23 protein-coding genes and 1 tRNA gene are annotated in these 21136 nt (G+C 72.2%); 12 read left to right on the forward strand and 12 right to left on the reverse strand.

Annotated elements, in window-relative coordinates; all coding sequences use genetic code 11:
- Nucleotides 1-37: 37 nt before the first annotated feature.
- From ACFWA7_RS35105 to ACFWA7_RS35120, 4 genes are all read right to left on the reverse strand, one after another.
- The gene (locus ACFWA7_RS35105) at nucleotides 38-751 is read right to left on the reverse strand and encodes a hypothetical protein (RefSeq protein ID WP_385827124.1); all 714 of its coding nucleotides are present in this window, start codon (nucleotides 749-751) and stop codon (nucleotides 38-40) included.
- 155 nt (nucleotides 752-906) lie between these two features.
- Nucleotides 907-2043: a PP2C family protein-serine/threonine phosphatase gene (locus tag ACFWA7_RS35110; protein ID WP_385547319.1), complete on the reverse strand. Its 1137-nt coding sequence runs from the start codon at nucleotides 2041-2043 to the stop codon at nucleotides 907-909.
- 151 nt (nucleotides 2044-2194) lie between these two features.
- Nucleotides 2195-2530 carry a hypothetical protein gene (locus ACFWA7_RS35115; RefSeq protein WP_385827126.1) on the reverse strand — a complete coding sequence of 112 codons (336 nt, stop codon included), beginning with the start codon at nucleotides 2528-2530 and terminating at the stop codon, nucleotides 2195-2197.
- A 226-nt stretch (nucleotides 2531-2756) separates the two neighbouring features.
- Nucleotides 2757-3038: a hypothetical protein gene (locus tag ACFWA7_RS35120; RefSeq protein WP_385547325.1), complete on the reverse strand. Its 282-nt coding sequence runs from the start codon at nucleotides 3036-3038 to the stop codon at nucleotides 2757-2759.
- Between the two features lie 274 nt (nucleotides 3039-3312).
- On the opposite strand from ACFWA7_RS35120, the gene ACFWA7_RS35125 reads away from it, so the two are divergent.
- Together ACFWA7_RS35125 and ACFWA7_RS35130 are read left to right on the forward strand one after the other, a co-directional pair.
- Nucleotides 3313-4569 (forward strand): ATP-grasp domain-containing protein, encoded by a 1257-nt coding sequence (locus ACFWA7_RS35125; protein WP_385827128.1) that lies wholly within the window; start codon nucleotides 3313-3315, stop codon nucleotides 4567-4569.
- A 92-nt stretch (nucleotides 4570-4661) separates the two neighbouring features.
- Nucleotides 4662-5186 carry a GNAT family N-acetyltransferase gene (locus ACFWA7_RS35130; protein WP_385827130.1) on the forward strand — a complete coding sequence of 175 codons (525 nt, stop codon included), beginning with the start codon at nucleotides 4662-4664 and terminating at the stop codon, nucleotides 5184-5186.
- A 37-nt stretch (nucleotides 5187-5223) separates the two neighbouring features.
- On the opposite strand, the gene ACFWA7_RS35135 is transcribed toward ACFWA7_RS35130, so the two are convergent.
- Both ACFWA7_RS35135 and ACFWA7_RS35140 read right to left on the reverse strand, forming a co-directional pair.
- Nucleotides 5224-6066 carry an alpha/beta fold hydrolase gene (locus ACFWA7_RS35135; protein ID WP_385827132.1) on the reverse strand — a complete coding sequence of 281 codons (843 nt, stop codon included), beginning with the start codon at nucleotides 6064-6066 and terminating at the stop codon, nucleotides 5224-5226.
- Between the two features lie 90 nt (nucleotides 6067-6156).
- Nucleotides 6157-7038, reverse strand: coding sequence for an alpha/beta fold hydrolase (locus ACFWA7_RS35140; protein ID WP_385827134.1), 882 nt, complete (start codon nucleotides 7036-7038; stop codon nucleotides 6157-6159).
- Nucleotides 7039-7275: 237 nt separating this feature from the next.
- On the opposite strand from ACFWA7_RS35140, the gene ACFWA7_RS35145 reads away from it, so the two are divergent.
- Together ACFWA7_RS35145 and ACFWA7_RS35150 are read left to right on the forward strand one after the other, a co-directional pair.
- Nucleotides 7276-7527 carry a hypothetical protein gene (locus tag ACFWA7_RS35145; RefSeq protein WP_385827136.1) on the forward strand — a complete coding sequence of 84 codons (252 nt, stop codon included), beginning with the start codon at nucleotides 7276-7278 and terminating at the stop codon, nucleotides 7525-7527.
- Nucleotides 7520-7903 (forward strand): winged helix-turn-helix transcriptional regulator, encoded by a 384-nt coding sequence (locus tag ACFWA7_RS35150; RefSeq protein WP_385827138.1) that lies wholly within the window; start codon nucleotides 7520-7522, stop codon nucleotides 7901-7903. Before ACFWA7_RS35145 ends, ACFWA7_RS35150 begins: the two co-directional genes overlap by 8 nt.
- A gap of 92 nt (nucleotides 7904-7995) precedes the next feature.
- On the opposite strand, the gene ACFWA7_RS35155 is transcribed toward ACFWA7_RS35150, so the two are convergent.
- Both ACFWA7_RS35155 and ACFWA7_RS35160 read right to left on the reverse strand, forming a co-directional pair.
- On the reverse strand, nucleotides 7996-8460 hold the full coding sequence (locus ACFWA7_RS35155; protein WP_385547345.1) for a hypothetical protein: 465 nt from the start codon (nucleotides 8458-8460) through the stop codon (nucleotides 7996-7998).
- A gap of 198 nt (nucleotides 8461-8658) precedes the next feature.
- Nucleotides 8659-9024: a winged helix-turn-helix transcriptional regulator gene (locus ACFWA7_RS35160; protein WP_385547348.1), complete on the reverse strand. Its 366-nt coding sequence runs from the start codon at nucleotides 9022-9024 to the stop codon at nucleotides 8659-8661.
- Nucleotides 9025-9183: 159 nt separating this feature from the next.
- Between ACFWA7_RS35160 and ACFWA7_RS35165 the strand changes: the two genes are divergently transcribed.
- On the forward strand, nucleotides 9184-10158 hold the full coding sequence (locus ACFWA7_RS35165) for an NADP-dependent oxidoreductase (protein WP_385827140.1): 975 nt from the start codon (nucleotides 9184-9186) through the stop codon (nucleotides 10156-10158).
- A gap of 33 nt (nucleotides 10159-10191) precedes the next feature.
- On the opposite strand, the gene ACFWA7_RS35170 is transcribed toward ACFWA7_RS35165, so the two are convergent.
- A complete protein-coding gene (locus ACFWA7_RS35170) occupies nucleotides 10192-10998 on the reverse strand; it encodes a maleate cis-trans isomerase (protein ID WP_385547354.1) in 807 nt (268 codons plus the stop codon).
- A gap of 343 nt (nucleotides 10999-11341) precedes the next feature.
- Between ACFWA7_RS35170 and ACFWA7_RS35175 the strand changes: the two genes are divergently transcribed.
- The 4 genes from ACFWA7_RS35175 to ACFWA7_RS35190 all read left to right on the forward strand — a co-directional run bounded on the left by ACFWA7_RS35175 (nucleotide 11342) and on the right by ACFWA7_RS35190 (nucleotide 16747).
- The gene (locus ACFWA7_RS35175; RefSeq protein WP_385827142.1) at nucleotides 11342-13309 is read left to right on the forward strand and encodes an FAD/NAD(P)-binding protein; all 1968 of its coding nucleotides are present in this window, start codon (nucleotides 11342-11344) and stop codon (nucleotides 13307-13309) included.
- Nucleotides 13306-14712, forward strand: coding sequence for a 3-carboxy-cis,cis-muconate cycloisomerase (gene pcaB, locus ACFWA7_RS35180; protein ID WP_385827144.1), 1407 nt, complete (start codon nucleotides 13306-13308; stop codon nucleotides 14710-14712). Before ACFWA7_RS35175 ends, pcaB begins: the two co-directional genes overlap by 4 nt.
- Nucleotides 14713-14832: 120 nt before the next feature.
- Nucleotides 14833-15750, forward strand: a complete 918-nt coding sequence (locus ACFWA7_RS35185; protein ID WP_385827146.1) for a hypothetical protein — start codon at nucleotides 14833-14835, stop codon at nucleotides 15748-15750.
- A gap of 241 nt (nucleotides 15751-15991) precedes the next feature.
- Nucleotides 15992-16747 (forward strand): dienelactone hydrolase family protein, encoded by a 756-nt coding sequence (locus tag ACFWA7_RS35190; RefSeq protein ID WP_385547366.1) that lies wholly within the window; start codon nucleotides 15992-15994, stop codon nucleotides 16745-16747.
- Between the two features lie 66 nt (nucleotides 16748-16813).
- On the opposite strand, the gene ACFWA7_RS35195 is transcribed toward ACFWA7_RS35190, so the two are convergent.
- Nucleotides 16814-16887, reverse strand: a tRNA-Met gene (locus ACFWA7_RS35195).
- Nucleotides 16888-17427: 540 nt separating this feature from the next.
- Nucleotides 17428-19308: an alpha-L-fucosidase gene (locus ACFWA7_RS35200; RefSeq protein ID WP_385827148.1), complete on the reverse strand. Its 1881-nt coding sequence runs from the start codon at nucleotides 19306-19308 to the stop codon at nucleotides 17428-17430.
- Between the two features lie 158 nt (nucleotides 19309-19466).
- Here ACFWA7_RS35200 and ACFWA7_RS35205 point away from each other — a divergent pair, with 158 nt between their 5' ends.
- On the forward strand, nucleotides 19467-20069 hold the full coding sequence (locus ACFWA7_RS35205) for a phosphoribosylanthranilate isomerase (RefSeq protein ID WP_385827150.1): 603 nt from the start codon (nucleotides 19467-19469) through the stop codon (nucleotides 20067-20069).
- A 16-nt stretch (nucleotides 20070-20085) separates the two neighbouring features.
- Here the strand turns inward: ACFWA7_RS35205 and ACFWA7_RS35210 are convergent, their stop codons facing one another.
- Entirely contained in the window at nucleotides 20086-20394 is a 309-nt protein-coding gene (locus ACFWA7_RS35210) for a putative quinol monooxygenase (protein ID WP_385547375.1), read from the reverse strand.
- A gap of 219 nt (nucleotides 20395-20613) precedes the next feature.
- Here ACFWA7_RS35210 and ACFWA7_RS35215 point away from each other — a divergent pair, with 219 nt between their 5' ends.
- Nucleotides 20614-20817 carry a hypothetical protein gene (locus ACFWA7_RS35215; protein WP_385827152.1) on the forward strand — a complete coding sequence of 68 codons (204 nt, stop codon included), beginning with the start codon at nucleotides 20614-20616 and terminating at the stop codon, nucleotides 20815-20817.
- Nucleotides 20818-20916: 99 nt separating this feature from the next.
- Complete coding sequence (locus tag ACFWA7_RS35220; RefSeq protein ID WP_385547381.1) at nucleotides 20917-21114, forward strand: antitoxin; 198 nt, start codon at nucleotides 20917-20919, stop codon at nucleotides 21112-21114.
- The last annotated feature ends 22 nt before the right edge of the window (nucleotides 21115-21136 follow it).

Below are 21136 nucleotides of genomic sequence, written 5' to 3' on the forward strand. Positions count from 1 at the left end.
CCGGATCGCGGCACACGCGGGATTCTCTCTCACGGACTCAGGAGGTCTCGGGCCTCCCTGCCTGGGCGTCGGTGCGGAGGGTGCCCGCTACCGGCGTGGCGAGCGGGGTCCAGCCTTCGTCCCACACGAAGTTCGTGCCATTGGTGTCGCCGTGGGTCTGGTAGACCGTGCCCGCTGTGGTGACCACCTTGATCCAGGCGTCGTTGCCCTGCGACGAGATGGAGATCGCACAGGCGTTGGCGGGGTATCTGGGGTTGTCCGTGTTGGTCAGGTCCTGCCAGACGATCGTGCCTCCCGGGGGAGCCTGCCGGCCGGCGAACGCCTTTCCGTTGATGAGCGCCGCGCTGAAGTGCTCGGAGTTCGAGGGGTCGTTGCTGTCGATGTCGTAGCACCCCCCGGCGTCGCCCTTCGGTCCCGGAGGCCCGGCCGGACCCGTGTCCCCCTTCGGTCCGGGTGGGCCCTTGGGGCCCTGTGGCCCGGGGGGACCCTGCCTGCAGCCGTCGCCGCCCCCGGCGGCCGCGCCGGGATCCGCGGCCTTCCTGTCGGGTCCGCGCGATGAGTCGCAGTGGTCGTCCCCGCCCTGCCCGGGATACGTCACCCGGGTTCCGGCTCCCTGCGTCTCGGCAGCCATCGCCGGGCCGGACGCACCGGCCAGCAGCAGGACGAGGGACGCGGCGGCGCTTCCGGCGAGCCACTTGCCTCGGCGGGGCAGCGGACCGAGCGGAGGGACCGGCCTGTGTTCAGAGTTCATGTTGGTTGCTTCCTCTTCGAGGAGGTCTGGTGCGTTCTGTCAACGCATTCGCATGCCTTCCCGCTTTGCTCGGGATCGTTTGCACTCAGACCGGTAAACACGCCCGACATTCGCCGGATCGGACCAGTCACGCCACCCGGTTGGATCACCCGCCGTCACCCCAACCGCTCAATCGCCACCATCGCGGCGTCGTCCCCCAGGCAGTGCCCCGCCGCATGGGTGAGCAGGTCGTCGCAGAGGTGGTCGAGCAGGGCCTGGGGGCCCGTGCCCGACCAGGCGGCCAGGCGCTCCGCCAGGGGATAGAACGTCCCCGTCTCGTCGCGTGCCTCGATGACGCCGTCCGTGTAGAGCAGCATGATGTCGCCCTCCTCGAAGGCGAAGGTCTCCGCGGCGAAGGTCAGCGCCGCGATGCCGGACCCGACGAGCTCCGAGAGGCCGAGCGGCGGTGCCGGATGGGCCACGTCGAGGCGGATGACCCGGCCGCCGCGCAGGAGCAGGGGCGGCGGGTGCCCGCAGCTGACCAGGCCGAGCGTCTGCCGGTCGTCGGGTACGTCGAGCACCGCCGCGGTGATGAACGCCTCGCCCGGGTCGTCGGCGCGGTCGGCGTCGCCCACGGAGACGTCGTCCAGGTCCGGGGTGACGGCGCCTTCCAGATAGGCCACGAGGCCGGACAGTTCGGCCTCCTGATGGGCCGAGGCCCGGAAGGCGCCCAGGACGACGGCCGCGTCCCCCACGGCCCGCAGGCCCTTGCCGCGTACGTCCCCGATGAGCAGCCGGGTCCCGTGGGCGGTGCGGGCGGCGGCATAGAGGTCACCGCCGATCTGCGCCTCCGCCTCCGCCGCCAGGTACACCGAGGCCATGCGCAGCGGGCCGATCCGCTCCCGCAGCGGGCGCAGCACCACCTGCTGGGCGGCCTCCGCCACCGAACGCAGCTGGACGAGCTCCTTCTCGCGCACCTCGCGCAGATGGGCGAAGAGCGTCACGAACACCGAGATCAGGATCAGCGAGACGATCTGGACCGAGTGGTTGAGGTCGGTGGCGCTGCTGCGCACCATCGCCACCGCGACCTGCGCGACGACGGCGACGGCACCGACGAACCCCGTGGTCCGGGGCCCGGCGAAGGACGCGGTGAGGGCGGGCGCGGCCACCAGGAACGGCCCGAGGTGGACATCGGGCGGAGCCAGGATGTCGCCCACCGTGACGAACGCGATCAGCGCGAACGGCGCCGCGAGCAGTGCGTGGCGCAGGCGGCGGTACGGGTAGCGCCGCGCGCTCAGTGCCCGAAGATCCATGACTCCTGCTTACACCGCACCGCTGCCCGGATCCCCCAAGCCCGGCCGACGCGACCGGGAAGTCCTGCGAGGGGGAAGTGGATGTGAAGGGTGCGGGCACCGTACGTACCGCGCCGCTTCCTCACACCACGAGACCCTCTCGCGCCGGACGTCACCAGCGCGTGGCCTCCCCGATGAAGTCGGGGATCTCGACGGCGCTGCCCCGGCGCCGGGCTTCGCCCAGGAGGCGGTGGCCGACCGCCACGGCGAGTATGCCGAGGCCGAAGGGGGAGAAGACGATGGGCTTGGCAGGGGCGGCCGTCACCTCGCCCTGGAGGAGCGCCCCGAGCGTTGCCGTGATGAAGTCGCGCCCGCCGGTGAGCTGTTCGGACAAGTGCGGCGACGTCTGCGCCGCCGAGCCGCAAAGCGGCGGGGAGAACGACGTACGGGTCCGCGTGGCGGTCTTGAGGAAGTGGATGCCGGCGACCAGGCCGGTCAAGCTGCTCACCGGGGCGGACCGATCCGTTCGAGAACTCCGCACCCCGTTCGACGAGGGCTCCGAGCTCGGCGTCGGTCAGGCCGTTCGTGGACATCAGAGTGCCGTACGGCGCCCGTGCCGGTCCCGTCCGTCGCGGTCGCACGGGGTTCGCGGCCGGCTTCGGTACTCAACGCGCACTCCCCTCGCTGATGGATCACGCAAGCGGCCGCGGCCGCCTCCCCGGCCCGGCATCCCGTCAGCCGACGGCGGCGTCCATGCGGCGGCGAAGCCCGGCCGGGCACATGTCGGTCCACACCTCTTCGACCCGTGCCGCGCACTCCTGCAGGGTCCCTTCGAACCCTTCGGCGCGCCGGCCCGCGGGGAGTTCCGGATCGGCCGGCCATCGTGTACTGGGCCTCGCCATGGCACCACCGGCCGCATCGCCAGAGGCCGCCACGACGAACAGGCCGCCCAGCAGGATCCAGCCCCGCGCTCCCCAGCAGACGATCAGCCCGGTCAGGACGAGCGGCCCGATCAACTCGGCGACCGTCCGGCCTGCCTGCCGTCCGGCCTGCCTGCCGTCCGGCCTGCCTGCCGTCCGGCCTGCCTGCCGTCCGGCCTGCCTGCCGTCCGGCCTGCCTGCCGGCCTGCCTGCCTGCCCGCCTGCCGGCCGGCCCGCCTGCCTGCCGGCACGCGAGGCGGTCCGGGCGGGGGGACCAGGCTCTTGATCTCGCTTCCCCGTGCGTGAAGTGGCGTACAGACCTTGACAGTTGATATTGCTACGGAAAAGATCAACGAGGAGAGGGGTTGCCGTGACGGAACACGTGTTGGTGTTCGGCGCCGGGTACGACATACCGGCCCGCATGCGCGCGTTCGGCGAGACGGCCGGACGGAAGGTCACCACGTCCGTCATGTGCTGGCCCGAACACCTCGCGAAGACGGACGACACCGAGGAGCACAGCCGGATCGTCGTCCTGAGCCCCGACGCCTCCGACGAGGAGTGGATCGCGATGGCCCGGGCCATCGACGCCGTCCAGCCGGTGACCCGGATCGGTTCCTTCTACGACGACTGCCGGCCGCAGGCGGCCCTGGTCGCCGAGGTCCTCGGACTCGACACGCACACCCCCGAGATCGTCGAACTCGTCATGAACAAGTACGCGATGAGGCAGCGGCTCGCGCAGGCCGCTGTCGAGGCCACGGCCTGCGCTGTCGTCGACAGCCCCGCCCAGCTGCACTCCTTCGCCGAGGCACACGGCTATCCCTGTGTGGTCAGACCGCTCACGGACGCGGCCGGCAAGGGTGTCTCCGTCGTCGCCGGGGCCGCGGAGGCGGATTCGGCACTGGAACGCGCCGGCGGTACGGGCCCCGACCCGCGAGCCACCGTCGAGGGCTTTCTCGTGGGCGCCCGGTACAGCGTGGAGGCCTTCTCGGAGCGGGGTGAGCACGTGGTCGTCACCATCGCCCGCACGTACTCCGACCCCGTCAGCCTGGTCGAGCTGGGCCATGTGATGCCCGCGCCGCTGGAGTCCGGGCAGACGGAGGCCGTCACCCGGCACGTCATCGCCACGCTGGACGCGCTGGGCGTCGAGTTCGGGCCCACCCACACCGAGGTCGTCCTCACCGAGCGGGGGCCGCGCGTCATCGAGACGCGTCTGCGCACCGGCGGCGACGAACTCTGGAACATGGTGACCGACGCGACGGGCGTGGACCTGATCGAGTCGCAGCTCCAGCAGGTCCTCGGCGAGAAGGTGCTGCCCGCAATCCGCGCCACGCTCGACGCCCCGGACCGGTCCGGCCGCAGCGAGGCCATCTGGTTCGCGGGCGCACCCGCCCAGGGGACCCTCGTCGAGGTGTCCGGCGCCGACGCCGAGCGCCCCGACGCGGTGACGCTCGACGTCCTGGGGTCACCGGGCACCGAACTGAACGGCCTCCAGAACGGCTTCTCCCGGCTGGCCTGGGCCCGTGCCCACGCCACCACCGCCGAGGAAGCGGTCGCCCTCGCCAGGGAGGCGATCGACGGGCTCGCGTTCATCACGCGCGTACCCGCCGCACACGGCGAACTCCTGTAGCGCGCAAGGAGTTCCTGGCAGGGGCGACCTCAGGCCACACCCGCTGGACAATTCCCTTGCGGCGCGCCATACCCGGTGATATCCCACCGGGTATGGAATGTCTCGTGACAGCACGGCTCGTACTCCACCCGATGAGCGTCGCGGAAGCCGTGGCGCTGACCTCGGACGAGCCGGGCAGGAACGCGCGCTGGGCGCCCGGATACCCCACCGAGGCCGACACCGCGGGGGCCCGGCGCTACCTTGAGACCTGCGAGAGCGCCGGAGACCCGCAGCCGTTCGGGACGTACGAGATCCGCCGCCGCGAGGACGGCCGCGCCATCGGCGGTCTCGGCTTCCACGGCGCTCCCGACCTCGACGGCACCGTCACCATCGGCTACGGCCTGGTGCCGGCGGTCCAGGGAAACGGATACGCCACCGAAGCCCTGCGCGCCCTGCTGCTGTTCGCCCGCGCCGAGGGCATCACCCGCGTCAAGGGCGACACGTCCCACGACAACATCGCTTCCCAGCGGGTGATGACCGCGGCGGGCATGAGCCTCGTCGCGCAGGACGAGCGGCTGAAGTACTACGCGGTGGAGTGGACGGAGGACTGGACGGAGGAGTGGGCGGGCGGTCTGTGAGGCGACGCCCGCGCCCGCCCGCGGTGACTCGGCTGACTCAGCCCTTGAGCACCCTCCGTACCACCTCCGCGAACTCCAGGGGCTGCCCGAGGAAACCGCCGTGGTCGCCCGGGAACTCGACCGGCCGCACCGCGAGCCGCTCGGCCAGGGCCATCGAGGTGCGATAGGTGACCAGACCGCCCGAGGCGGCTCCGATGCCGACGACGGTACGGGTCGTGGCGGTCTTCAGTGCGGCGATGTCGGGTACGTGGGCGGCGGTGCCGCGCAGTTCGTGGGCGAAGAAGCGGACGCCGTTGGCGATGTCCCGGGGCGAGGGCTCGAACACGGGCGGGGCGGGGGCGGCTTCGGCCTGGCCGTCGCCGTCGCCGGAGCACTGGTCGGAGGGCTGGTCGAAGCCGGCGTTGGCCATGAACTTCATCCACGCCGCGGGCTGCCCCTCGCGGTGGAACGTCTCAATGATGTCCTCGGTCGCGGCGCGCTGTTCGGCCGCGTCCGGGAGCAGCTCCATCACGGGAGGCTCGTGCGCGATGAGCGTCCCCACCCGCCCGGGGTGCCGTGCGACCAGCGCGAGCCCGGTCACCGCGCCGCCGCTGCTGCCGAACACGTCGGCGGTCCCGGCCCCCAGGGCGTCGAGCAGGGCGGCGACGTCGTCGGCCCGCAGCTCGGGGGTGGAGTCCTGCCCGGGGTCGTCGAGGGTGCTGCCCGAGATGCCGCGCGGGTCATGGGTGACGACGGTGAAGGTGCTCGCCAGCGCGTCGGCCAGGGGCGCGAACGCACCGGCGTCCATCGGCGCCCCCATGACGAGCAGGAGCGGCCCCGAGCCGCGCACCTCGTAGTGCAGGCGCGCGCCGGGAACGTCGAGGGTGTGGGTGGTGGTCATGCGCGGTGGCCCTTCCGTCCGAGTCGTCCGCGGGTGCGGTGACGGAGGGCAGACCGCTGCCCGCGCGGAAACTCATCGCTTGCGGAGGACTTACCGAGGCCTTACGGGGGAAGGGAGTTGCTGGACCGCCCCCGCCTCCAGGAACGCCGTCACCGTCCGCGTGAAACCCTGCGGGTCGTCGAGCCAGGGGTGGTGGCCCGAGCCCGGCAGGACGGTGAGTTCCGCCCTCGGGAACAGCTCGGCGATGTCGGCCGCGACGCGGGGAAGCGGGCCGCTGTCCAGTTCGCCCGTGATCAGCAGGACCGGTGCGTCCAGTGTCTCCATGACGGCGCGGGCAGCGGCAGGGGAGAAGGCGCCGGACGACGCGTACACCTCCGCGGCCTCGGCGTTGGTCTGCTCCACGTCGGCCGCGGCGTGTGCCCGCGCCGCCGCGTCCCAACGGCCGTAGAAGAAGGGGGTGATGGCGTCCCAGTCGGCGTCGGCGTCGGAGCCGGCCCAGATCCGTTCGTAGGCGTCGTACGCGGCTTCGAACCACGGCTCGGCCGTGCGCAGGGCGGCTGCCTCCCGGCGGTGCTCCTCGGTGAAGTCGACGCCGAGGGCACGCGCGCGGGCGGTGACCAGGGTGAGCGTACGGACGCGCTGCGGATGCCGGGCCGCGTACAGCAGGGCGAGATCGCCGCCCGCCGAGTGCGCGAGAAGGTCGACGCGGTCGAGCCCCAGATGGTCGCGGAGGGCTTCGACGTCCGCCACCTGCCGGTCGCAGCGGTACGTCGCCGGGTCGGCGGGGACGCCCGAGTCGCCGGTCCCGCGCAGATCGAGCAGGATCATCCGGCGCCGTGCCGACAGCCCGCCGAGGTCCCCGAGGTAGGCGGAGGCGCGCATGGGCCCGCCCGGTACGCAGAGCAGAGGCTCGCCCTCGCCGCGGACGTGGTAGGCGAGTTCGGTCCCGTCGGGGGTGGTGAACGTAGGCATGACGCCATCCTCACGGCCCCACGACGATCACGGCAAGGGAGTTCCCTCAGTCCGCCACGGCCAGCTGCACCCGGGTGTGCCCCGGCGCGTCGATCTCGTCCAGCACGGCGAGCGCCAGGTCGGGGCGCGAGATGCGCCCGGGGCCGTCGAGGACCGTGCCGACCGCTGTGCGGTACCGGCCGGTGCGCGGGCCCTAGGCGTCCAGGCCGAGGGGCGGCACCACCATCAGCCACGGCCGTGACGGAGTGGCCGCGTGCCACCGCCTCGGCCACCACGGCCCGCCCCACCCGCCCGCCCGCGCCGAAAACGCCGATGCGCTTGGGGGAGTTGGAGGAGTTGGAGGAGTTGGCGGAGTTGGCGGAGCCGGTGGAGCGGGCGGGGTTCACGGAGGGCGCGGAATTCGCGTTCGTCGAGGTCATGACGGGAACGTTAGGGCGGGCACCCCTGGTTACCGCAAAGGTACTGGGCTGGCGTCGGCCCCATGAGTGACCGCCCCGCCCCCGCACCCCTGCCCGCCGACCTCTTCGACCGCCCCGACTGCGCGGGCGGTCTGGTGCCCTTCCGTGTCGGCGACAAATGGACCGGTGTGGTCCTGCGCTGTCTGGAGGACGGCCCGCGCAGGTTCTCCGAACTGCGGGTGCCGCTGCACTGGATCACCGCGAAGGTGCTGACCGAGACCTTGCGCGCGATGGAGCGCGACGGCTTCCTCACCCGTACCGCGTACGACGAGAACCCACCCCGTGTCGAGTACGAACTCACCGTGCTCGGACGCTCGTTGATCGATCCCCTCAACGCCACGTGCGAGTGGTCCCGGACGCACCTGACCGAGGTCACGGACGCCCGCGAGCAGTACACGGGCCGGTAGCCGGACGCGTGGGAACGTACGTCGGCGAGGCCGGGCCCGCGCGTGCCCGGCCTGCCGGATGCAGGGTGGTCAGTGGCTACCGCGGTGGGGTGTCAGTGGTTGGTGCCCGACGCCCACACGGCCCGGCTGCCGTCGTAGACGACCACGTTGCCGTCGTCCTGGACGGCGAGGCGCGAGCCCGGGTGGCCGTCGGTGTCGGAGGCCCACACCGGGCGGTTGGAGCGGGTGTAGACGACGAAGTTGCCGTCCGTCTGCAAGCGGGCGGTCCAGCCCCGGCCGACGGTGTTCGAGGCCCAGCGGGCCCGGTTGAACTCGTCGTAGATGACGAGGTTGCCGTCGGACTGCATGACCAGCCGCGCCGTGTTCGAGCTCACCGACTGGTTGTGGTTGAGGGTGAACGGCGCATACCGCGTCTGGGTCGAATCCACGCGCGCCGCCGCCGACTTGGCGGTGGTGGGCGACGGGGTGTGGTGCGAGGGTGTCGCGCTCGCCTGCCCGACGAGGGCCATGGTGGCGAGGGTGGCGGTGGCCAGAAGTGTGGTGACTCTCTTCCCCACGGGAAAACTCCTTGGGTCAGGTAGTTCATCCATGGGCGCCCGGTCCGGGCGCCGCACTCGGACTCTGACACCACGGCCGCACCGGAAGGGCCCCCTCCGGCCCGGGTGACGTGTTCCTGTCCCTCTTCGACCTGAAACGACAGGACCAAGCGTCAGGGTTGCACCAGGCAGGTGATCCCTACAGGAGTCACCTCTGGTTCACTGCCCGGCGTAGAGCAGATCCACGTTCCGCTCAGCCCATTCGCGCATCTGCGCCAGCGGCTCGGCGGCGCTGTGGCCGAGCTCGGTGAGGGCGTACTCGACGTGTGGGGGCACGGCGGGGTAGACCGTGCGGGAGACCAGTCCCGCCTCCTCCAGGCGGCGCAGGGTCTGGGTGAGGACCTTGGGGCTGACACCCTGGAGTACGCGCTGCAGCGCCCCGAACCGTACGGGACCGTCCTCCATGGCGCCTATCGCCAGCGCGCTCCACTTGTTCGCCAGGAGTTCGAGCACGTTCCGGCAGGGGCACAGGGCCGCGTAGACGTCGTGCTTGTCGTGGCTTCCGGTGGTGCAGTTCCTGCTCATGGGCGGTTCCTCGGCGATTCCTCCGCGCGGGGGAGCACGGTCGAGTAGATACTATCCAAAAGATAGTAGGTGCCCTTGCGGGTTACTACTACCCTTCCCATAGCTTGGCCGCATCGTTCACCGCGCGGGCGCGGCCGCCCCGCATTCGAGGAGTCACGCATGTCTCACACCACCCCCACGATGCGCGCCGTCACCCAGTCCGCCTTCGGCGGCCCCGAGGTCCTCCGGGTCACCGAGGCGCCGCGCCCCGTGCCGCTGCCGACGGAGGTCCTGGTCCGGGTCGTCTCCGCCGGGGTCAACCCGGTCGACGTGAAGACGCGGGAGGGCCACGGGATGGCGGGCGTCCTCGGGGAGCCGCCGTTCGTCCTCGGGTGGGACGTCGCCGGAGTGGTCGAAGAGCTCGGCTTCGGCGTGCACACCCTGGAGGTGGGGGACGAGGTGTACGGCATGCCGTGGTTCCCCCGCGCCGCCGGGGGGTACGCCGAGTACGTCACCGCTCCCGCCCGGCAGTTCGCCCGCAGGCCCGCGTCCCTGAACCACGACGAGGCCGCGGCCGTCCCGCTCGCCGCGCTCACCGCCTGGCAGATCCTGGTGGACACCGCCGATGTGCGCACGGGGCAGCGCGTGCTCGTCCACGCCGCCGCGGGTGGCGTCGGTCACTTCGCCGTCCAGATCGCCAAGCACCTCGGGGCCCACGTCATCGCCACCGCCAGCGCGGGCAAGCACGCCTGGCTGCGGGAGCTCGGCGCCGACGAGGTCGTGGACTACACCGCCACCCGCTTCGAGGAGGAGCTGTCCGGCGTCGACGTGGTCGTCGACCTCGTCGGTGACGAGATCGACAGCACCAGCACGCGCTCCCTCTCCGTGCTGCGCCCGGGAGGCCTGCTCGTCGCCGTCCCCTCCGGTGTGTCGGACGAGCTCGCCGCGAAGGCCGCCGCGGCCGGTGTGCGGGCCAGGCCGTTCCTGGTGGAGCCGGACGGTACGGCCCTGACCGCCCTGGCCGGTCTGATCGACGCCGGCGCGATCAAGGTCGAGGTGGCTGCGGTGCTGCCGCTGGAGCAGGCCGCCGAGGCCCATCGCCGGCAGGCCTCGGGCCGCACCCGGGGCAAGATCGTCCTGCGGGTGGCCGAGTGATGCGGGAGCGGTAGGGGCGGTGCGGCCCCGCTGTCACGGCGTCCCGTCCCCGGTCCCGGCCGGGTGCGGGGCGTCCGGCGTGAACAGCCGGCCGTACCCCGTGATCGCGGCGGGGTCGCTGCGGGCCGCGCGCAGTGCCGCCCACAGCAGCACCTGATTGGCGGTCAGTACGGGCCGCCCGAGGGTGGCTTCGAGGCTCTCCACCATGCCCACGGCCCGGAAGCCGTTGCCTCCCACGACGACGGCCTCCGCCTCCTCGGGGATGCGAGGGGCCACCCAGTCGTGCAGCTCGCCCGGCCGGATGAGGGCCTGCCCGCTGGGGAGGTCGCAGGGTGCGGAGAACCGTACGTCGAATCCGGCGGCCTCGTAGTAGGCCCGGCCGAGGTCGTTGAGCGCGGTGTCGAACCACGGCGGATCGACCAGGCAGATCCGGGTGGCGCCCACGGCGTGCAGAGCCTCCACCGTCGAGGCGCAGGTGGCGACCACCGGCAGGCCGTGGGCGCGGGCCGAGAGGCGGGTGAGCATCGCCGCCTCCTCGTCCGCGCCGATGACGTACGCGGAGCTGGTGAACGCGTAGGCGAGGGCCGCCACGGGCGCGGCGGCGAGCTGCGCGGCGGCCTCGTCGACGTACGGAGGCTCGGCGAAGGCCCGCACGGGGGCGAGCGGGATCGTGGAGTCCATGGCTCCGCCCCGGCGCATGGCCCCGAACGGCACCCGGGCGGCGTGCACGCCCACGTCGGGCGGCGCCATCGCGCGGAACTCCGACTCGGGGCCCACATCGGCGTGCGGGGTGAGCACGCCGATGCGCACCCGTACGTCCCAGCCATCAGGTCGCCACATCGCTCTCGCACCTCCACGCGGATGGTTCCTCTGCGGACTGGTTGCCTCCGCTTGTCCATCGTGCGTGCTCAACGTCACCCCCGCGACAGGCCGACGCCATCCGGGTGCGCCCGGCGCGACCACTGTGACCAGCGCGTCTTCCCTCTCCGGCGAGTTGAGCGCCGCACGACCAACACCTGCGCACTATGCCGCAGTTGACCGGTGTCCTTGGATCGAACGACCTCACCATGGCTATCTTCCCGATGTGAGGAACGACAACCAGCAGCCAACCGGCCCTTTCCCCCGGAAGTCGTTCCGTACCGCCCGCGGGACCGCTCGGTCAAGACGACAGGAGAGTGTTGGTATGAGGAGTGGCGTTCCCAGGACGCTGTGCATAGTCGGCGCCGGACCGCGCGGTCTGTCGGTGCTGGAGCGGCTGTGTGCCAACGAGCGTGCGCAGCCGACACACTCCGCGGTGACCGTGCATGTCGTCGAGCCGTGCGAGCCCGGCGCCGGTGCGGTGTGGCGTACCGACCAGTCCCGTCTGCTGCTGATGAACACGGTGGCGTCCCAGATCACGGTCCACACCGACGACAGCTCGTGCATCGACGGGCCCATCGAGCCCGGCCCGACCCTGGAGGAGTGGGCCAGGGAGCTCGCCGCGTCCGGCGGGCGCGCCGGGCACGACGAGCAGACGCTCGCCGAGGCCCGCGACCTGGGGCCGAACACCTATCCCACCCGCGCGTTCTACGGGAGCTACCTCTCCGCGATGTTCCAGCAGGTCGTCCGGCGCGCCCCCGCGCACGTCACGATCGAGGTCCACCGCTCGCGCGCCGTCGCCCTCACGGACAGCCACGGAGAGGCCGACTGCGAGCAGGCCGTCGGCCTCTCCGACGGCACCTGGCTCAGCGGTCTGGACGCCGTCGTCCTCTCCCAGGGCCACGTCCCGGTGCGGCCGACCGCCCACGAGGAGCGGACCGCCAGCCTCGCCCGGGTGCACGGCCTGCGCTACCTCCAGCCCGCGAACCCCGCTGACCTCGACCTGAGCGTGGTCAAGGCGGGCGAGCCGGTCCTGCTGCGCGGCCTCGGTCTCAACTTCTTCGACCACATGACCCTCCTCACCCAGGGGCGCGGCGGTTCCTTCGAGCGAGTCGACGGCCGTTTGGTGTACCGGCCCTCGGGCCAGGAGCCGGTGATGTACGCCACCTCCCGCCGAGGCGTTCCGTACCACGCACGCGGCGAGAACGAGAAGGGCGCCTCGGAGCGCTACTACCCCCGCCTGCTCACCCCCGAGCACGTCGAGACCCTGCGCAAGCGGGCCGACGACGGCGAACGGATCGGTCTGCGCGACGAGTTGTGGCCACTGATCACCCGCGAGGTGGAGAGCGTCTACTACGGCACCTGGCTCACCGCCCACGGCCGCGACGCCGAGCGCACGGACCTGGTGGACCGCTTCCTGGCCTGCGAGAGCGCCGAGGACCGGAGCGGGCTGCTGGACGCGGCCGGCATACCCGAGGCGGAGCGCTGGAGCTGGGAGCGGCTGTCGCGCCCGTACGGAGGCCAGGAGTTCGGCGACCGGGCCGCGTTCCGCGACTGGCTGCTCCAGTACCTGCGCGACGACGTACGCGAGGCCAGGCACGGCAACCTCAGCGGCCCGCTCAAGTCCGCCCTCGACGTCCTGCGCGACCTGCGCAACGAGATCCGGCTCGCGGTCGACCACAGCGGTCTGCACGGCGACTCGCACCGCGACGAACTCGACGGCTGGTACACGCCGTTGAACGCCTTCCTCTCCATCGGCCCGCCCACCTCGCGCATCGAGGAGATGATCGCGCTCATCGAGGCGGGCATCCTCGAACTCACCGGCCCGCAGACCGAGATACGCATCGACACCGTCAACCCTGCCTTCGTCGCCCAGTCCCGGGCCGTACCCGGGCCGCCCCTGCGGGCCCACGTACTGATCGAGGCGCGACTGCCCGAGGCGGATCTGCGGCGCGCCGCCGACCCGCTGCTCCAGCACCTGGTCGCCACCGGGCAGGCCGTGAACCACCGGGTGCCGAACGCGGGCAGGGCCGGGTACGAGACCGGCGGCCTCGCCGTCGCCGAGCGCCCCTACCGCGTCCGCGACGCCCGGGGCCGGGCGCACCCGCGCCGGTTCGCCTACGGTGTGCCCACGGAGGGCGTGCACTGGGTGACCGCGGCCGGGATCCGGCCGGGGGTGGACTCGGTGACCCTGGCCGACTCCGACGCCATCGCCCGTGCGGTGCTGGCCCTCGCACCCCGCCCCACCACCTCGGTCGCCGCCCCCGACCGGCTGCAAGGAGCACTCGTATGACCAGCCGCCCCGACAGCCTGCTCGACTCCGGCCTGCTCTCGCCGGTCCGCGCCGGCACCCCCGTCGAGGAGGCCGTAGGCGACCTGGCGTGGCTGCAGGGGATGCTCGACGCCGAGGCCGCCCTCGCCCGGGCGCAGGCCCGGCTCGGCACCCTGCCGCAGCGGGCCGCCGAGGTCATCGGCGCACAGGCCCGCGCCGAGCACCTCGACCTGAGGGAGCTGGCGCTGGCCTCGCGGGAGACCGCCAACCCGGTCGTGGGCCTGGTGCAGGCGTTGAGCCGGCGCGTCGCCGCCGTGGACCCGGCGGCCGCCGAGTATGTGCACCGCGGCTCCACCAGCCAGGACATCTTCGACACCGGCGCGATGCTCGTCGCCCAACGGGCGCTGCGGCTGATGCGCGCCGACCTCGCCAGGTCCGCCGACGCCCTGGCCGCTCTCGCCCGGCGGCACCGCGACACCACCATGGCGGGCCGCACCCTGGCCCTGCACGCCGTCCCCACCACGTTCGGGCTGAAGGCGGCGGGCTGGCGCAAGCTGCTGCTCGACGCCGACCTGCGCCTGGAGCGCGTCCTGGACGCAGGGCTGCCCGTCTCCCTCGGCGGGGCGGCGGGAACGCTCGCCGGATATCTGGAGTACGCACGGCTCGACGGCGAAGGCCCGCCGGACCCGGGCGAGTACGGGGCACGGCTCACCGACACGTTCGCGCAGGAGACGGGGCTTGCCACGGCCGAACTGCCCTGGCACACCCTGCGTACGCCCATCGCCGACCTCGCCGCGGCCCTCGCCTTCACGGCCGCGGCCCTCGGCAAGATCGCGGTGGACGTGCAGTCCCTGACCCGCACCGAGGTCGCGGAGGTCGCGGAGCCCGCGGTCACCGGGCGCGGCAGCTCCTCGGCCATGCCGCACAAGCGCAACCCGGTCCTGGCGACGCTGCTGCGCAGCGCGGCCCTCCAGGTGCCCGTCCTGGCCGCGGGCGTCACCCAGTGCATGCTCTCCGAGGACGAGCGCTCCGCCGGGGCCTGGCACGCGGAGTGGCAGCTGTTGCGCGAGTGTCTGCGGCTGACCGGCGGTGCCACCCACACCCTGGTCGAACTGGCCGAGGGGCTCGAAGTGCGGCCGGAGCGGATGGCCGAGAACCTGGCGCTGACCGGTGGCCGGATCGTCTCCGAGCGCATCGCCGCCGTACTGGCACCGCGGCTCGGCAAGGCCGAGGCCAAGCAGGCGCTCACCAGGGCCTCGCACACCGCACAGCGGTCCGGCCGCCCGCTCGGGGACGTGCTCGCCGAGTCCGAGGAGCTGCGCGGCCACGTCACCGCCGGGGAACTGGCCGAGCTCTGCGACCCGGCCCGGTACACGGGCGGTGCGGCGGCGCTCGTGGACCGGGCGGTGGGCGAGCCGCACTGAGGTCGCGCCCCGCCGGTCCGGGGGATACCCCCGATCGGCCCTGCCGTCTGCGTGGCTGACGCTCACTCAGCGCCGAAGGTGCTGCCCTGTGACAGGGGGGCACGCGACGACAGGAGATTCATGCGTACCGCACTGCTGCGCAACGGGGTCAGGACGGCGGCTGCCGCCCTGGCCTTCGCCACCGCCCTCGCCGGCGCCACCACCGCCGACGCCACCGTCCGCAGGGACTACGCCGGCCACGGCCGCCACCCCGTAGAGGTGGCGATCGGGCGCGCGGGCATTTACGCACCGGACACCGCCCGGGCCGGTCTGGTCGCCTTCCATGTGAAGACCGACGACCCGAACGGCCATTTCCTCCAGGCCTTCCGGCCGCACCGCGGTGTCACCGTGCGCAAGGTGCTCGCCGACCTGGCCAAGGCCGTCAACAGGAACGCCCCCGCCACTGCCGCGAAGGGCATCTCCGCGGTGCGTGACGAGGCGGACGCGCTCGGTGGCGCCCAGGTCACCCCGACCGTGTCGGAGACCTTCACCACCCCGATCAGCGCGGGCCCCGTCGTCCTCCTGGACTTCACCGCCTTCCTGGCCGACCCGGCCCATCCGGTCACCCGCACGCTCACCCTGCGCGGGAGCAAGCGCGGCGGCTCGTCCGAGGACCTCGCCGCCTTCCCCGACAGCATCGTGATCACCCGCGAGACGCCGGCCGGCCCCCGCTTCGACGTCCACGGTCTGCACAAGGCCGCGGACAACATCCTGGTCCACAACGCCTCGGACGAGCTCCACGAGATGGCGCTCCAGCCCGTCAAGCGCGGGACCACCGACGCCCAGATCCAGGCGTTCTTCGGCGGCAACGGCACCGGGACGCCGCCGTTCACCGGCCCGTCCCTCGGCCTCGGCGTCGTCTCCCCGGGCCGCACCGCGCTCCTGGAGACCCACCACCTGCCGCCGGGCACGTACGTGCTGCTCTGCTACGTACCGGACGACAAGACCGGGCGTCCGCACGTCGCCGAGGGCATGCACAAGGTCGTGGTGCTGACCTGACGCCGTGAGTCGCCCGTCGGGCCGGTGTGCGGCAGCTCCACCGCCATCACCGGCCCGGCGGCGCCGAGGAGAGGCAGTCGGCCAAATCCGGCCTGCCGGGCCGGGAAACGGCCGGAAAACACCGCACGTCGGACCAGTCCAACCGGTGCGGAACGGCAATAAAAGGATCTTCGCGTTCGGGCGATTGTGACAGGCTGTTGGTCTGTCACATGTGTAAGAACGAACGAGAAGAGAGACGTTCATGACCACAGTGCTCGGAACCTCCGTGGACATCCCCACGCAGGACGGCACCGCCGACGCCTACCTCGTCCACCCCGACGACAACTCCCCGCACCCCGCGGTCCTGTTCTACATGGACGCCTTCGGGCTCCGCCCCCACCTCAGGGGGATGGCCGACCGCATCGCGGCGGCCGGTTACACCGTCCTGGTCCCCAATGTGTTCTACCGCGTGGGGCGGGCGCCGATCGTCGAGCTGCCGGACTTCATCGACCCCCAGCAGCGGCCGGACATCTTCGAGGCCATCGGCCCGCACATATTCGCCCTCACCTCCGAGCTGGTCGTGCGTGACGCCGACGCGTATCTGCGCTGGCTGGCCGACTCCCCGCTGGCCGCGGACGGCCCGGTGGGCGTCACGGGCTACTGCATGGGCGCGGGCCTGGCCCTGCGCACCGCCGGGTCGTTCCCGGAGCGGGTCGCGGCAGCGGCCGGCTTCCACGGCGGCCGGATGGCGACCGACGCCCCGGACAGCCCCCACCTGCTCGCCGAACACATCACCGCGGAGCTGTACTTCGGCCACGCCGACCAGGACGCGGGCATGCCCCCCGAGCAGATCGACCGCCTGAACAAGGCCCTCTCGGCAGCCGGGGTCCGCCACGAGACCGAGGTCTACGCGGGCGCCCAGCACGGTTTCACCCAGGCCGACACCGCCGCGTACAACGCCGAAGGTGACGCCCGTCACTGGGAGGCCCTGCTCGCCCTGCTGAACCGCACGCTCTGACGGCGTGCGCGCGCGTACACAGAGGAAGAGGCCCGCATCCCAGGGGATGCGGGCCTCTTCGTACAGTAGCGGGGACAGGATTTGAACCTGCGACCTCTGGGTTATGAGCCCAGCGAGCTACCGAGCTGCTCCACCCCGCGTCGGTAGACACAACTGTACGCCACTTCGCGGACCTCATTGACCAGCCGTCCCCGCCGCCCCACCAGCCCTTCCAGGACTCGTCCTGCCACGGCCCGCGCCGGGGGCCGGACATGTTGCGGCCCATGATGGTCGCGCCGATGTACCGCTCACTGCGCCCGACGAAGTCGGCGTCGATCCCCGCCCTGCCGTCGGCGCGATCCCGCATGGCGGCGAACATCCACTTGTGCAGGCCGTCGGTGCCGTCCCCGAAAGGCGCTTCAAGACGCTGGTGGGGACCGGCGGCGAAGCCGTCCAGGGAGGTGGTCGGATTGTGTACGCGCAGCTTGGCCACGGCGGTCTCCGTAGTGCGGATCGACGGCGGCCGACGGGAGTGCCCGAGGTGGGTGTGCGCGCGGCCGGAGTGCGGGTGCGGGGTCGATCCCGCACTCACCCGTACGGCGAACGGGATCCGGCGGGATCGACACCTGCTCCGGAAAACGCTTGAGCGAATCGGCCGGGGCGGCCACCGGGGCAGCCGTCCGGCCGCCCCGGTGCGGGGTTCAGCCCGCGTACAGCTGCGACGCCGGGACCACCTGCTGGTCCTGGCCCGGGCTGGACCACAGCAGCTTCATGTGCGCCTCCCCGGTCTGCTCCGCGTACTCCACCCTGATCGTGTGACGCTTGCCCGCGGTGAGGACCACCTCGCCCTTGTCGACGCGCGGCCCGTGCGGCGACCAGGAGTCGATCACGAGCCTGCCGTCGATCCAGACGCGCGCCATGTCGTCCGAGACGGTGGTGAGCGTGTACGTCTCGGAGCGGCGCGGCTCGATCGTGCCGGTCCACCGGATGCTGAACCAGTCCGCCGGGACGGCCTTGTCGGGCGAACCGCCGAACCTCCACGCGTGGTTCACGGTGGGATCGGTGCGCGTGACCTTCGGGGCGCCGCTGAGGGCACCGTTGTCGAAGATCTCCTGCCTGAGCCCGTGGCCGGTTCCGGCGGGGGAGGTGGGGCCGGGGTCCACGGTCAGCTCGACGACCGTGGCGACGGCGTTGGTCGCGGCGCCCGACGGCCTGATGTCGAACCCGTCACCGGCCTTGGTGACCCGCACCTGCTGGCCGCTGCCCAGTACTCGCGCCGCCTTCACATCGAAGGCCGTACGTGCCTTCAGATGCAGGGCCGCGCCGCTCGACGGCCACTGGGTGACCGCCGCGTACAGCTTGTCACCCTTGCGGCTGACCGAACCCCAGGTGGGCTCGTCGACCAGGCCGCCGTAGCGGGCGCCGTGGACGGCCTCGCCCTGACCCGAGGCGCGCAGCCAGTCGCCCATCTGCCGCAGGCGGTCGACGGAGGGCTGCGGGATGCGGCCGTGTGCGTCGGGGCCGACGTTCAGGAGGTAGTTGCCGCTGCGGGAGGTGGTGGCGATGAGGTTGCGCACCAGCGTGGTGCTGGACTTCCAGTTCTGGTCGTAACGGGCGTACCCCCAGTGGTCGTTGAGCGTCATGCACGACTCCCAGAGCTGGCCGTCGACCGGGGCGGCGGGGATCTCCTGCTCGGGGGTGCCGTAGTCGCCGTCGACGATGCGGCGCTTGCCGACCCGGTTGTTGACGACGAGGTCCGGGCTGAGGCCGTGCAGATAGGACTCCAGGCGTTCGCCGTCCCGCTCGGTCCACGGGTTGTGGGGGTTCTCGGTCGACCACTCGCCGTCGAACCACAGCAGGTCGGGGTGGTAGCCGTCGACGAGCTCCTTGAGCTGCGCGTACATGCGCTGTTCGTACTTGGGGAAGGTCGCGGGGTTCGCGAAGTCCGGGTCGTGCCAGTCCCAGATCGAGTAGTAGAAGCCGAGCTTGATGCCCGCCTCGGTGGTGGCGCGCTTGAGTTCCGCGAGGATGTCGCGGTTCTTGTCGAAGGCCGAACGGTCGTGCAGGTTCCAGGAGTTGACCTTTGTGGGCCACATCGCGTAGCCCTCGTGGTGCTTGGACGTGATGACGATGTAGCGCATCCCGGCGTCCTTGGCCGCCTTGACGACGGCCTTGGCGTCGAAGTCGGCGGGGTTGAAGGCCGCGGCCTGTTTCTCGTAGGCGTCCATGGGGATGCCGCACTCCCGCTTGATCCACTCGGCGTTGCGGCAGACGGTGCCGTCGGGGCGGCGGTACTCGCCCTCCCAGTTGGAGTACGAGCCGAAGTGGATGAACATGCCGAAGCGGTCCTGGCGGAACCAGTTGGTGCGGGCGGAGGCGAACGGGTCGTCGGTCGCGTAGTCCGTGCCGGGGCCCGCGACCTGGCCGGTCCGCGTGGCCGGGGCGGCCGGGGCCGGCGCGGCGGCGGGCGGATCCGCGGCGCTCGCGGCAGCCGCGGGAGCCACCGAGGCTCCCAGGGCGCAGGCGAGGAACACGGCGAGCCCGGCGACTGTGCGCCCGGTGCGAGTGCGCAAGGTGTGCATGGGGCGACTCCCTGGTGTGAGGGTTCGCCCGGGAACGTAGAGACGAATACATCGGATGTCAATGTGCCCAACACTCTGATGTTGGTGGCAACTTGGTCCACACCTCGCGCAATCGGCCGCCAGTGGTCCGATGACTATGGGTTTGGTTGACTGAGGGCATGAGTGATCTCTTCGTCAAGATCTGCGGTCTGCGGACCGGGCACGATGTGGACGCGGCCGTGGAGGCCGGGGCCGACGCGGTGGGTTTTGTCTTCGCGGCCAGCCCGCGCACGGTGGACACCGAAACCGCCCGGAGGCTGGCCCGGCGGGTGCCGGAGCACGTCCTGACGGTCGGTGTCTTCCGGGGCCAGTCGGTGGACGAGGTCCGGAGGCTGACCGAGGAGAGCGGCATCCGTGCCGTCCAGTTCCACGGCGACGAGGGGCCGGAGTACTACAAGGCCCTGCGCGCGCCGGGCCGCACCCTGATCCGGGCCACCGCCGCCACCGAGGTCCCGGTCCGCAGCGGAGACCTGGCCGAGGACATGCTGCTGCTCGACGCCCCCGACCCGGGCTCGGGCAAGCCGTGGAACTGGGCCTCGCCCGGGTTCACCGCCCCTGAGGGCCGCTGGCTGCTCGCGGGGGGTCTGCATCCGGACAACGTCCGGCAGGCGGTCGAGGCCACCGGCGCGTGGGGTGTGGATGTCTCCAGCGGTGTGGAGAGCGAACGCGGGGTGAAGTCGGAGCGGCTGATCCGGGCGTTCGTGGCGGCGGCGCGGCGGTAGGCCGCCTGCCGGGGCGCTACTGGATGATCCCCTTGAGGGGATCGCCGAAGGGGAGGCTGTCGAGGACCCAGACGTCGGCGGGAGCGCCCAGGAGCCCCTCCACCCTTGCGCGGGTCCGCGCGAAGGTGGGCGTGGCGGAGTGGACCGCGAGGTCCTCGTGGGTGGTCCAGCGCTCGACGACGAAGATCGACGTCTGGTCGGTGTGCAGGGCGAACAGCTCGCACCCCGGTTCCTCGTGGACGTGCGGAACCGCCTCCGCGTACACGTCCAACACCTCTTGCAGACGGCCGGGCTTGGGGTGGACGCGGGCTATGACGACGGGCATGGAGCCGACCCTATCGCGGCGCCGAGCGCATACGGGGTGGGGTCTCCCCCTGGCCGAGCAGGGCCGATTCCGCAAGGGGCGCGGCGGGGGAGGGCGAGGCGATGAGTACGGCAGACGGAGCGGGGCGGCCGAGGGACGTACGGGCGTGGCTGCGCGGCCTGGAGGTGTTCGCCGGACCGCCGGGCCGCCTTCGACCCGGGCGCGGCCCCGGACGAGCCGGTGGGGCTGTTCCTGGACTGGCTGACGGAGGACGTCGAGGCCGGACGGCCCGACCCGCACTCCATGCCGAGGCGTGGAACCTGTACACCGCCGCCCCGCTCGCGGTGGAGTTCGGGTGTGGACGTGAGCCGCGTCCACACCCGGCTCCGCTACGGGCGCGAGGCCGCCGACGCGCCCGGGGAGCAGCACCTGCTGTGGCCCTGAGCCGGGGCCCCGGCTCCACCCCGCGAGCCCGCCCGGATGCGGAGTGGCGGGGGAAGGGGTGATCCTGGGATGCGGGGGCTGTTCCTAGGAGGACTCGACATGTCCGTGATGGACAAGCTCAAGCAAATGCTCAAGGGGCACGAGGACAAGGCGGGCCAGGGTGTCGACCGCGCCGGTGACTTCGCCGACGACAAGACCCAGAGCAAGTACAGCAGCCAGGTCGACACGGCCCAGGACAAGCTCAAGGGGCAGCTGGGAGCGGACCGCCGTGAGGAGCGTGGGGACCCGCCCATGTGAGCCACCCGAGCCTATGGTCGCC

It is taken from the genome of Streptomyces sp. NPDC059994, from assembly GCF_042737755.1.
GTDB lineage: Bacteria > Actinomycetota > Actinomycetes > Streptomycetales > Streptomycetaceae > Streptomyces.